The organism is Methanobacteriaceae archaeon, assembly GCA_029219465.1.
In the GTDB taxonomy this organism is placed as follows: Archaea; Methanobacteriota; Methanobacteria; order Methanobacteriales; family Methanobacteriaceae; genus Methanocatella.
On record JAQXTL010000004.1, the window covers coordinates 441897 to 454568 of the forward strand.

A 12672-nucleotide genomic window follows, 5' to 3' on the forward strand; every position below is an offset into this window, starting at 1 on the left:
ATTATCACGACCAAAAACAATTATTTAACTAATACTCCATCCTGGAATACATTTAAAATATTATCATTATTACTTAAAACAGAAATATCGTCCAAAGGATTGGAATTAACTAAAATTAAATCTGCAACATGATTCTTTTTAACCTGACCAATATTGTCCTGGCCTAAAAATTCAGCTGATTTTATAGTTCCACTAGCTATTGCTTCAGTCTCACTCATCCCAATATCAGTTAAATGAACTAATTCTTCTAAATTATGTCCATGAGGAATAACACCACTATCAGTGCCCATTAAAATGTTTACGCCTTCCTGATATGCAACAGCAATATTTTCCTTGTGAACTTTTACGATTTCTTTTAATTTTGCGGTTTTTTCACTAGCATAGTTATCCCATGCCGGAAAACCGTTTTTATATAAAAATTGATGAACTAAAAGTGTTGGAACTAAACTAACATTATTTTTAGCCATTTTACCTGCAGCTTTTTTATCAATGAATGTTGCATGCTCAATTGATGAAAATCCTGCCTTAATACAATTATTAATTCCTTCTAAACTATGACAGTGAGCTGAAACTTTCATGTTACTTGATCTTGCTTCAGATACAATAGTTTTAAGTTCCTTTTTATTGAATTGTGCGAAATTAGGTGAAGTATTGGTTGTTAAAACTCCTCCACTACACATTACTTTAATAAAATCAGCACCTGCTCTTTTAACTTCACGAGTCTTTTTTAATACTTCTTCAACACCATCACATCTTCCTTTTGGAAATCCCGGATACATTATTTCCATATCCCATCCAGATGGAAGAAGTAAATCAAAATGTCCTCCAGTCATTACAAGAGGAGTTATTGACAAGTGAATCTTTGGAGCGATAAATAGTTTTCTTTGTTGAGCCAATTTAAAACTTAAATCAGCAGATCCACAATCTCTAATTGTTGTAACACCAGCATTTATTGTCTGTTTTGAGTGAGGAACTGCATTGTAAAAATGAATTCCTAAAGGATTTGCCATGTTTTCTTCTTTGTGAAATCCTTTTGCAAAAATATGAGTATGACAGTCAATAAAACCTGGAAGTAAATAGTTATCCTCACCATCAATTACCATGCAATCATTAGATATTTTATCATGAGTGATTGTTTTAATTAAGTTATCTTCAATTAAGACGTTTTGGTGGGTTTTTATATCCTCACCAGGAGTTATAATGTTTACATTTTCAATTAGAGTTTGCATAAAATCATCTATAAAATTTCAATTGTTCCATTGTCTCCGTCAACTTCAACTAAAGTTCCGTCAGTTAATTCTTTAGTATTTGAGGGTGTGTCAACCATTGGAATATCAGACATAATAGCTCCGGTTGCAATAATAGGTTCTGCATTTAAACAGATAATAGCATTTGGAGCAGTATTGTTCTTCATCATTTGAAAAATAACATAAGAACCAACAGTAGAACCTTTTCCACCAGGAATAAATAAAACTTTATCTTTAATGGATTGTCCTTTTAATTCATGATTTGGATCAATTACAATACCAGTTTCAGGATCTACACCACCAAGAAAACTAATTGGTTCTGAGGAAGTTATTAATTCTCCTTTTCCTTTTCCTTTTGCAATATTTCTACAACTAATCATAAAAATCACTTAAATAACATCTTTTTTCATTATTTCTCTTAAAACAGCAGTTGCATAAGAACCTTTATCAATTGAAAATTCGCATAAAACACCATCATCTGTTGGAATAGCTGATGCATCCCATACCTGGAATCTCATAGCTCTTCTAAGACCATGGCTTCCTAAACGCGGCATTTTTGGAACTTCAAAGTCTGCTTTTGTAATATTATAATTCTTTAAAATATCCTCTTCCATTTCTCCGACAGCCCCTCCTGCAAAAGGAACTTTAGTACCATACAACGGACAGGTAGGACTAGCTTCAAAATTATCAATCATTTCCTGGAATTCTTCAGGAGTTTTATCACGAACAATATGTTCTTCCGTATCAATAATGATATCTCCCTCAATGTATTTGTTCATTCCCATCTCAACTCTTTTACTTACAGCTTCATTAAACAAATATGATTGATAAGCATGAACAAACATTCTTTGAAGAGGTTTAGGAAGTGCATGTAAAGCATTCATATATGATTTATCAGTTAATTCTCCTCTTTTTGAATCTCTGATTAATTCCTTAATCATCATTTTTTCATAACGCATTCCTTTACCCATTAAGTTAAGAGATTCTTCAAGGTTTCCATCATCATATGCCTGTCTTGCCATTTGGTTTTCTTCAGATTCATCATCCTGAGGATTACCAATATAAACTCCGACAGCCTTTTCTAAGTCATTTTCAACTAATGCTTCACCTACTAAATGTGTAATAGTTCTAGGTTTTCCAAATCTCTGCCATCCAAAGTAATTTGGAACACCAGTACGTTGTAATTTAGCTAAAACTTCATTTGCAACATCTGCACTTTTTTCAATATCATCCAAATCTTTAACAAGAATCCTGAATTTATTTCCTCTAAGTTGTCCCATTCTAAGCTTTTTGCGACCACGGACAACTTTTAAAAAATCAGTTTTATAAATATCTAAAGCTTCAACCTGGTTTAATTGCTCTTCAGAATCCATGTTTGCAATACAAATCCATTGACGGGTGATTGCTTTTTTATCTTTCATTCCAGCAAAACCCATTCTTTTTCTTGAAATATGCAAATCACGAGCAATATCCAAAACAACATCAAGTGTGGTTCTTCCTAACTTTTCAATCCACACATAAACATTAGGTCCTTCGCCATCAGGAATAATTTCAGGAATTTCTTCAACGTAAAAATCTTCATATTGGTTTCTAATTGTTCCACCAATACCCTTTTGAGATGTAACATAAGTATTAGCATTTAACATAATAATCACGGAAATAAAAATGCCCTGGCCGGGATTTGAACCCGGGGAATGGGATCCGCAGTCCCATGTGTTATCCAAACTACACCACCAGGGCTAATCAAAATAAGATAACATATAATTTTATGATTTTAATAGTATTTAATAATTACCATACAAATAAAATATATGAATAGTTTCCATAGTCCCTAATTGCTACTGAAACATTACCAGCATTAGAATAATCACCATCTGATGATAATACTTTATTATTTAAAATATTAGTCTCACAAAATCTGTAATTTGTAAGATTAAGGCTCTTAAATTTGTTTTTAGAAATTTCACAAACTTGTCTTATAGATTCTTTTGAATTTTTATTTTCAATGAGTATTTTAGTTATATCCCCAAGAAATGTTCTGTCTTCAAAATCAACTTTTCCGCTTAATATTTCCATTATATCCTGAGCATTTTTTATTTTTTGAAAATCGTAGGAATAATCTGAACTTGGCGTGGAAATTGCAGTATTAATAATTAAAACTACCATTAAAACTAGAAAAACTGCAAGAATTGCATCTACTATGTAGAAATATCCTTTTTCATCCATCATGAATGAAAATTAAATTTTAAAATATTAAAAAAATAGGTAAGTGTGCAAAAATTAATTTGCACGAATGTGTTCAATAACTTTTTCTTTTTTAGCAATAGCTGCATCAGAAGCTCTTTGAACTTTTTGTTTCATTTCTTCAAAGTCTTCAGGAGTGGTTTCACCAACTAACTTTTTGATTTTAGTGTAAGCAGCTTCTCTAAATAATGGAACAAGTTTTTCTTGGGTGGAATCTTCTTTAATTAAGATAGGTTCACCGGAATTGTTAACTTCCCCAATTTCAGAAATTGCAACATCGTATTTTCCAACAGCCTTTTTAATGTCACCAACAATTTCAGGAGGTGCAATTAACATTAAGGAGTCAGTTGAAACACCTAATGGGTCAATGTTTAATGTTTCAAGCATGTTTAACACATTTGGAGCAACCATTTGTCTGATTTCTTTTTCATAAAACTCTAAACCAACACCAGTAGTATTGGAAATTTCATGAGCATCTCCTCTAAGACCACCATTGGTTACATCAGTCATTGCGTGAATGTCTTTTACAAGATCAGCTTCAAATAATGCGTGGGAAGCTTGAACAAAGTTTACATTCATTGTATCCCATACAACATCGAAAAATCCGTTGTATAATGCTGTTGTGGTAATTGTTCCTCCACCAGAACCTTCGGTTAAAAGAATTACATCGCCTTCAGTTGCACCTTTTCTTGCTGTTGGAGGATGGTTTGATACACCGACACTTCCAACTGCTGATACAAATCTGTCACCTAAAACCATGTCTCCACCGACACGTAAGGTACTTCCAGCAACAATAGGAACATCTACAAGTTCAGATACTGCTGCAACACCTGCTGTAAAGTCAAATATTTTAGCAACATCTCCGTCATCAGCTAAATGAACATCACTTAAAATTGCAACAGGATCAGCACCCATTACACAAACATCTCTAAGTGTTGCTCTTGTTACGTGAAAACCACCTAAAAATGGATATTCGCTTAAACGTGAGTGGATTCCATCAACTGCAGTAGTAATATAAACTTCATCATCTTTTGCTTTTGCTTTAACAACTCCACCATCGTCTTGTTCTGAGGGATTTACAAGTGATGCTGTGTTGGTTGATGATACAATTTCAGCGATTTTTCTGTGAACAAAAAAGTCACCTGCACCACGAGATCCAACTCCCATTTCACCCATTAAAACATCAGCTTTGTTTACATTAGCTATTTCTTTTAAAAATTCATCATCGCTTTCTTGTAATTTGAGAGTTGTTGAAACTTCGTCAATTACTGCTTTTGCCATTTCAACAGAGTTTTCTTGTGAAATTTTTTTATATTCTTTAATTCTTACAGCTAAAATTTCTGCAAGATCATCATAATCATAATCGTCAATTCTTGCTCTTACAAATCCTTCAATATCCATAATTAAATCTCCAAATTAGTGAAATTCTTTAAAATCCTAAGTCCTGCTACACCACTTTTTTCTGGGTGAAACTGTGTTGAGAATAAATTATTTTGACTTAAACTAGCTACAACTTCTCCACCATATTCACAAACTCCAGCAATGATTTCATCATTATCAGGAACAACATGATATGAGTGTACAAAGTAGAAGTATTCTCCATCAATACCTTCTAAAATAGGAGAATTATTGCAGACTTTTAGTTTATTCCAACCCATGTGAGGTATTTTAACATCCCCAGACAATAATTCAGCGTGTCCTTTAAATAAATCAAGTCCTTTAACATCAGGTGCTTCATCACTTGAACTTACCAATGCCTGTTGGCCAAGACAAACTCCTAAAAACGGTTTATCATCATTAACATGTTCGTGAATAACATCTTCAAATGGTTTTAAGTTTTCCATAGCGCTTCCAAATGCACCTACACCAGGTAAAACCAAAAAATCACTATCAGCAATTACCTGTTTATCATCAGTTATTTGAAATTCTGCACCTATCTTTTTAAATCCGTTAGAGATGCTTTTTAAGTTTCCACTTTTATAATCTATAATTGTAATCATTCGTTTAACCATCCAATAGTTGATCTAATCATTCCACCGAAATCAGAAAATACAATTTTATCAGTTCCAAGAGTTTTTGAGTGTGCATCAAGTTCTGCAACAACATGGTCATATCCTAAGTCTTTAAGTGGTTCAACCAAACGAGGTCCATCAGTTATTGCAATGGATTCCACATCAAACTCTTCAATTGGAAATGCGTGAGGAACACCGAAAACAACAATTAAATCCAATTCTTCATCTTTTAAGTAGTCTGCTGCCACATTAGCAGTTATTGGATATTCATCAAGTCCTCCAGTAATATAATCTATGTCCATTGGAAGTTCATCTTTAATATTTTTTGCATGATTTCTGATTCTTTCAAGTCCTATATTTTCATCAAGATTTGCTACAATAATTGGTTTGTTATCTTTATTGATTTTTGTATAATCAAAGTTAATAATATCTGCAAAAAGATATGAAGTTTCCTTTTTAACATTATGCACAAATGCGACTTTTTTACCGTCTTTTATGGCACCAACAAGTGTTTTAGCAACACTTTCCTTAGAATCTCCAAAGTTAGGTTTTATGTATTTTCCCTGAGCCATACCTCTTGTTTTTTCAACTTCAGTAGCTTTTTCAAGCATTTCAATTTGCCTTTCAGCTTCGCTTTCAGGAATAACACCACATTCAACAGCAGATTCTAAAACCATAATAGCTCCAACAGTATTGTCCCCTTCACCAGAACCCCCATGAGATTCTACAGGAATAACAGTACATGGTAAATCAGCATTGGAAATTGCTTCTTTTAAATCTTCACCAATAATCATACTTGCACAGGTACCGACAACACCCATTAATTTTGGATTAAACATGTCGTAAGCTTCAATTAAGGTTTCTTCAAGCTTTTCACCAGCACCTAAAATAAAATCATTTTCAGCCATTGCAGTTGTTAAGACCCTAACGCCATCGCTTTCTAAAAGTCTTCCAGTTCTAAAACAACAACCATTTGGCCCGTGCATAATAATAACATCAACATTCATGTCCCTTAATGTATAAAGAGACGCTGCAATTGGACTTGGTCTTGGATGCATATTTTTTCACCTAAATAATTTAACAAATTATTATTTAAAATTCTTAATTAATATAATTATACAATTAATAAAGATATTTCGTCTAGAATTTAAAAAAATATCAATATGAAAATATCAACAAAACAATAAATAATTTAAGTAAAAAGAATTATAATTATTAAAATATTATTTGAAATAGTGAGGATAAAATGAATTTAAAAAAATCTGTATACGAAGGATCGAAGCGTATTTTTTATTTAGATGCATTGCGTGTTATGGCAATTAGCTGTGTAATCTTAATTCACGTTTATGCAACTATGAGAATATTTATTTTAAACGAATACACCGTACCAACATTCAATTGGATTATAACCTTAATTTTAGGTAGTGTTCCTAGAATTGGAGTTGACTTGTTCTTGATACTATCTGGAGCATTGTCTTTAGGTAGAGTTTGGGAGATAAAACCATTTTTAGGTAAAAGATTACCTCGTATTATAATGCCATTTGCATTTTGGAGTATTGTACTAACTATATTTTTAGTAGTTATCTCACCATACTTTGCAAACATAACTCTTCCTGCAGATGTGCTTACACCTGGCGGATTTTTAGCATTCTTTTATGATTACATCATGGTAGGTAAATATTCTCAACAAAATTGGTTCTTCTGGATGATTTTAGGAACTTACTTCATTATGCCTATTTTCAACAAATGGATTTTACATGCAGATTTTAGTGAAATTGAATACTTTTTAGTATTCTGGTTAGTAACATGTTTGTTTGATTACACTTTAATGATGCCATGTCCAATCAAATTATCTTACTTTACAAGTCCAATCGGATTAGTTGTATTAGGATACTACTTAAGACATACAAAAAGAAAATTACTCAACAATCCTCATTTCGGATTAGTCTTAATTGCTATTTCAGTTATAATTACAGGTATTTTAGGATACCAATATTCAAGCCCAACAGAAATGTTTGCATTTAACAGATATTCAATTATCTGCGCTATTACAGTTATTGGAGTTTGTATCGTCTTTAAAAATTATGATAAATTGAAAATATATGGATTAACAAAAAAACTTAACGGAAGTTTCATAAGTACTGTGTTTGAAAATTCCGTTTTCTCAATAGCAAAATACAGTTATGGAATTTATTTAATTCATGTAATTGTACTTGTATTAATCAAAAATCCATTATTAGCATTTTGTAATTCATATAAAATAAGCTTCATAGCAATATTTGTTTTATGTATATTATGCTCATGGGCAGTTATGGCAATATTAAACAGAGTTCCTTACGTAAACAAAGTAATTGGAGCTAAATAGTTGTAAATCATATGATTTATAACTCTCTTTTTTTGTGATTGAAATATTGATATAACAATAATAACTTACTATAATATGGTGATGAAATGAATAAAAACCATATTATAATCATTATCTTACTAATAATTATTTTTGCCTTATTGGAGGAATATTCTTTATTAGTAATGCTCCAGACAAGCCTGTTATCTACAACAATACAATTCCAGGAGTTGGAACATTTAACACAACAAATGTGACTAATTTTACATTAAGTAGCAGCAGTAATGATCTACAAACAGATTATTTAGCAAATGACAGTATTTCTCAAATAACTACAAGTAGCAGCAGTTTAATAGCTCAAAATACAAAAGAAATGGCTGAGAGAGTCAATGATTCTGCAAAAGGCCATACTATATACAAAGACACTGCAAATATTGGAGAACACAAAGGAGAAGTTAGATATTTTTCAATTTTGGAAGATATGGACAAAGGCCAATACATTATGGTAAGTACTGGAGATTACAATCTGACCTGTATGATTGTTGATAGTTTCAAGATATTCTAAAACAAACACGACCATCCCATTTTATCCCATGCTTCTTTATTCAAGTTAATAACCTTTATTAAGAAATATGTACAAATCATAACTCATAAGTTAAATTTGCGCATTATAACGGAAATTATTATCCAACAAGACATCAGGAGGTTTTGTAGTAAAATAACTAATGTTATAAACAACAATACGCAAATTAAAAGGGAAAAAGATGAAATTATGATAATATACATTTTATTATTCTTACTAACAATTTTAATTCCAATTGTGTTGCATTTAAAGTATGGTCGTGACGAAGAATTAAAAACAGAGATAATTTCTCAAAGAGAATTGCCCTCACACGACCATCCAGTTATTATTAATGGTATTTTTCGCCAAAACTACGGGAATAATATTGGGGATCCTAATTTAAACGGATTTAAAGCTGGAATGTACGAGTTAGTGAGAAAAGGGTTTTTAGAATTTGATGAAAATGAAAAACATGTTGTTTTAGATTTAAATTTAAAAAGATTCAGTTTTAGAATCAATCATGAGTATTATAAACTCCACAAATCAGAATTATTTGATTTTAAAATAAAAATGATGGAGATATTTGAAAAAATAAGTGAAAATGACATTGTTCATTTTGAAGATATTAATAAAGACGACTTTATGCTTCTTTTTGAAAGCTGGCAGGCTTCAGTTAGAGACTATTTAAAAGAAACTGACGAAGTAAAAAACTACCATAATTCAAACGGTGAAAAGATGGCATTCATATACTGTCTCGTCTGTTTGAACTTAAATTCTGTACTTTTTGTACTTTATAGTGTATTTGGAATAACTATGGGTTATGAATTTTCCCTAACAACTTTCCTGATAATATTCGGATTCCAATTATATTTCATGGCATTGACATTTGTACTTTTACTTTATAGAACAAAATTATTTGATAAATGGACTGCATATGGTGTGGAATGCCGTGAAAGATGGAGAAAATTTGGAGAACATCTTCAAGATTCAACAATTATTGATGAGTATTCACCAAAATATATGAAAATGGGATGATTTGTGGGTTTACTCAGTAGTTCTTGAAGTAAATAAATCAGCACCACCAAAATCATCTGGGCAGAACTAGAAGATTCCCTTATTGATTAAATAAACTCCAAATAAGATGAACAATAATGAGAGGTTTAAAACTGTAAATACAATAAGGTATTTAGTTTTAAATTCCTCACACTCATCAACAAGAAGTTTATAGGAAATAAGATTTGCCATAGAAGCAATTAGAGTTCCAAAACCACCAATATTGATTCCAATTACAATAGCTTCGTAATTACTGCTAAAACCTGTAAGAAGCATTGCAGCAGGAACATTGGATATAAATTGAGATGCAATTATTCCGCAAATTACTTCATTTCCTAAAATAAAACTTTTGAAAAACATTGTGAAAAATGAAATCCTTTCAAGATTACCTATTAAAATGAAAAGGGCAATGAAAGTCAAAAGCAAATAATAATCAACACCAAAAAATACTCTTTTAATAAAATTATCCTTATCTACTTCTATTTTATTTATTTTAGGCAATTGAACAGGTTCACTTTTAATAAAAAATATTATAACTGCCATAAATATTACAGATACTGCAATATATGGCATCAACAGGAATAGAAATGATAAAAATCCAATACCAGATACTGTATAAAGCACAATATTGTGTGGCGCACCTATTGGAAGAACCATACATCCAACATTAGCAGCAATAGTCTGCAGACAAACTGTTAATATAATTAAATCTGTACGATTTACTTTTTTTAGAGCTAAAATTGCAAACGGAACAAAAATAATTAAGGAAACATCATTTGTTATGAAAATTGAACTAAAAAAACAAATGAAAACCAATGCCAAAACTAATAATCGTGCATTATTTATTCTTTTTAGGAGTTTTCGAACCAATATCTCAAATTTTTTAAAACTTCAACAACAACCATAATTACAAAAAGTAAGATGATTGTGTCCCAATTAATGTAATTTAAGTATTCAATACTTGGTTTAACAAAAAAACAAGAGAAGATAGCTAATATTAATGATATAAAAAAGACTATCTCTTTTTTAAAAAAATCAAAAATATCAGCATTACTTTTCATATTATCTTTATGAATTATCTAATCTGCATCTTCATCAAGAGTTTCTAAAAGAAAACTCACAGGTCTAAATCCGTCATTACAGGAAATCATTGCAGATTTTTCATTTTTCATCCATCCATCATAAAAATCAGAAGCACCATTAGATAATGCTAATACAAATGGAGAAACACTCTCCCAAGCACTGTCACAAAAATCATCCGGTTTTAACCAGCCGTTAGCTATGAAAACCTGACCTTCTTCAACAATACATTCATGTTCTAGAGGATTTTCATATTTTTCAATTAAATCATCGTGTCTGACTTTTCTCATAACAGTAATTTTTACTTTTTTCATAATGCCACCAAATCACTTTTTTCGTAACGATTGTGTCCTTTAAGACTTTTTTTATACTTCCAACATTTAATTGCATCATCTAAAGACCTATCTTCATTATCTTCGAAGAAATCTCTAATGTATTGGTTGTATTGGAATTGTTTACCTATTGTAGTTTTCTGTTTTGAATTTTGAAGATCATAATAAGCTTCAATAGCATCCGCATAGGTTTTATCAGGATTTGATTTGATCCATTTTTGGAAATTAACTTTAAATTTAAAGCCTTTACCTATTTCTTTTTCAAAGAATGCTCTTTTATCTTCACTGCATTTGAAATTTTCACCTAGTTTAGCATTTAAGCCAATTTCACCGGAAGATGACTTAACTGACTTTTTTGATGGTTCGCTAAGCTTTTCACCAGTAGCTAAATAATGAATAATTCTGTTTTCCAATTCCTGTTTGCTACCACTGACTTTTAAATTGTTGCTTCTGCAAAAATCCTTTAATTGTTCTTTTAAAAAGTAATATTGCTTAAACTCATCAGGAGTTAGATCTGAAGTTAATTCAACCATAATAATCTAATCCATTAAAATAAAAAAAGAAAAAAGGAATTATCCTTTTGTAATAATACTAATAATGTCTCCGTCTTTTAGCTCATAGTCACTTGCAACACGCATGTTTCTTCTTGCATCAACAGCGTGCATGAACTTATCACCGATATCTGTGTGAACAATATAAGCTAATTCACGAGGAGTAGCACCATTTGGAACTAAGAAACCATCAGGCAATACATTGCCTTTTTGGTCTGTGTATTTGTGTTCATCTTGAACCGGATAAACAACAATTCTGTTTAATAATTCGAAAATACCATAATTTAAAGCATCTTGTACCCCAGTACTTCCATATTTATCTAAGATATTGGTTTGAATGTATTCAAGTGCTTTAAGCTGATTTGGATTTAATTTATCAGCATCTAAGATTTCGAAATGGTCATCACCAGAAACATAGGAAATTAAACCTGCTTCTGCTGCTTTAACAAGAGCAATTTCAGACTCTGCAGAGGTTGCAATTACATTAGGATATTTTTCTTTAATTCTTTCAATGTTTTCAGCAGAATTTGGAAGGTCTGCTTTATTTGCAATAACCATCATCGGTTTAGCTATTTTTAAGATATTTCTGGTTAATTCAATTAAATCTTCTTCTTCCCATTTATTATAATCAGGATCAACAGTTCTTTTAGCTTCAATAATATCTTCAATTGCTATTCCAGTACCAGATAGCTGGTCAAATAATACTTTTGCAATATCTAAATGCTCAGCACCAACTTTTCTAATAAGTCTTACCCAGTTTCTTGATAAAATTCCATACATCCACATTACAATTTCTTCTTCCAAAAATTGAATGTCTTCTAATGGATCATGACTTCCAGGATCAACTGGATTTCCCTCAAGGTCAGTAGAACCTGAAGCATCAATAACATGAATGAAAACTTTAGCTTGCATTAAATCATCTAAAAACTTGTTACCTAATCCTTTTCCTTCATGAGCTCCAGGAACAAGTCCTGCAACATCAATTAATTCTATTGGAAGTAATCTTTTTCCATCAATACAAATTGAATTATGAGGATTACAGGTAACTTCTAATTCTTTACATGGACAATCCTTAATTACGTGAGCAACAGCTTTGTTCGCATCAATTGTTGTGAATGGATAATTAGCCATTTCCACAGCAGATGCTGTTGCTGAATTAAAAAAAGAGGATTTCCCTACATTTGGTTTTCCACAAACTGCAATTTGAAGCATAATAATCACTTAATAATTTATAACATCTTAATTTA

Annotated in this window: 14 protein-coding genes and 1 tRNA gene; 3 read left to right on the forward strand and 12 right to left on the reverse strand. The window is 31.2% G+C overall.

Annotation, left to right across the window (positions count from 1 at the left end; all coding sequences use genetic code 11):
- Positions 1-20 precede the first annotated feature (20 nt).
- From PUD86_03955 to cfbD, 8 genes are all read right to left on the reverse strand, one after another.
- On the reverse strand, positions 21-1229 hold the full coding sequence (locus PUD86_03955; protein MDD6776426.1) for an amidohydrolase family protein: 1209 nt from the start codon (positions 1227-1229) through the stop codon (positions 21-23).
- An 8-nt stretch (positions 1230-1237) separates the two neighbouring features.
- Positions 1238-1627 carry a DUF126 domain-containing protein gene (locus tag PUD86_03960; protein MDD6776427.1) on the reverse strand — a complete coding sequence of 130 codons (390 nt, stop codon included), beginning with the start codon at positions 1625-1627 and terminating at the stop codon, positions 1238-1240.
- A gap of 9 nt (positions 1628-1636) precedes the next feature.
- Positions 1637-2893: a tRNA pseudouridine(13) synthase TruD gene (truD, locus tag PUD86_03965; GenBank protein ID MDD6776428.1), complete on the reverse strand. Its 1257-nt coding sequence runs from the start codon at positions 2891-2893 to the stop codon at positions 1637-1639.
- 20 nt (positions 2894-2913) lie between these two features.
- Positions 2914-2987 (reverse strand) — tRNA-Arg (locus PUD86_03970).
- Between the two features lie 51 nt (positions 2988-3038).
- Entirely contained in the window at positions 3039-3473 is a 435-nt protein-coding gene (locus PUD86_03975; protein ID MDD6776429.1) for a hypothetical protein, read from the reverse strand.
- 54 nt (positions 3474-3527) lie between these two features.
- The gene (locus tag PUD86_03980; protein ID MDD6776430.1) at positions 3528-4892 is read right to left on the reverse strand and encodes an AIR synthase-related protein; all 1365 of its coding nucleotides are present in this window, start codon (positions 4890-4892) and stop codon (positions 3528-3530) included.
- 2 nt (positions 4893-4894) lie between these two features.
- The gene (hisH, locus tag PUD86_03985; GenBank protein MDD6776431.1) at positions 4895-5491 is read right to left on the reverse strand and encodes an imidazole glycerol phosphate synthase subunit HisH; all 597 of its coding nucleotides are present in this window, start codon (positions 5489-5491) and stop codon (positions 4895-4897) included.
- Positions 5488-6561 carry a Ni-sirohydrochlorin a,c-diamide reductive cyclase catalytic subunit gene (gene cfbD / locus PUD86_03990; GenBank protein ID MDD6776432.1) on the reverse strand — a complete coding sequence of 358 codons (1074 nt, stop codon included), beginning with the start codon at positions 6559-6561 and terminating at the stop codon, positions 5488-5490. Before cfbD ends, hisH begins: the two co-directional genes overlap by 4 nt.
- Before the next feature lie 188 nt (positions 6562-6749).
- On the opposite strand from cfbD, the gene PUD86_03995 reads away from it, so the two are divergent.
- The 3 genes from PUD86_03995 (at position 6750) to PUD86_04005 (ending at position 9444) form a co-directional block, all read left to right on the forward strand.
- Positions 6750-7868 carry an acyltransferase family protein gene (locus PUD86_03995; GenBank protein MDD6776433.1) on the forward strand — a complete coding sequence of 373 codons (1119 nt, stop codon included), beginning with the start codon at positions 6750-6752 and terminating at the stop codon, positions 7866-7868.
- A gap of 232 nt (positions 7869-8100) precedes the next feature.
- Positions 8101-8412 carry a hypothetical protein gene (locus tag PUD86_04000; protein MDD6776434.1) on the forward strand — a complete coding sequence of 104 codons (312 nt, stop codon included), beginning with the start codon at positions 8101-8103 and terminating at the stop codon, positions 8410-8412.
- Between the two features lie 96 nt (positions 8413-8508).
- A complete protein-coding gene (locus PUD86_04005; protein ID MDD6776435.1) occupies positions 8509-9444 on the forward strand; it encodes a DUF2207 domain-containing protein in 936 nt (311 codons plus the stop codon).
- Between the two features lie 66 nt (positions 9445-9510).
- On the opposite strand, the gene PUD86_04010 is transcribed toward PUD86_04005, so the two are convergent.
- The 4 genes from PUD86_04010 to PUD86_04025 form a co-directional block, all read right to left on the reverse strand.
- A complete protein-coding gene (locus PUD86_04010; protein ID MDD6776436.1) occupies positions 9511-10332 on the reverse strand; it encodes an SLC13 family permease in 822 nt (273 codons plus the stop codon).
- A 209-nt stretch (positions 10333-10541) separates the two neighbouring features.
- On the reverse strand, positions 10542-10856 hold the full coding sequence (locus PUD86_04015) for a TIGR04076 family protein (protein MDD6776437.1): 315 nt from the start codon (positions 10854-10856) through the stop codon (positions 10542-10544).
- The gene (locus tag PUD86_04020; GenBank protein MDD6776438.1) at positions 10853-11407 is read right to left on the reverse strand and encodes a DUF6434 domain-containing protein; all 555 of its coding nucleotides are present in this window, start codon (positions 11405-11407) and stop codon (positions 10853-10855) included. Before PUD86_04020 ends, PUD86_04015 begins: the two co-directional genes overlap by 4 nt.
- A 39-nt stretch (positions 11408-11446) precedes the next feature.
- Positions 11447-12637 carry a redox-regulated ATPase YchF gene (locus tag PUD86_04025; protein MDD6776439.1) on the reverse strand — a complete coding sequence of 397 codons (1191 nt, stop codon included), beginning with the start codon at positions 12635-12637 and terminating at the stop codon, positions 11447-11449.
- Between the last annotated feature and the right edge of the window lie 35 nt (positions 12638-12672).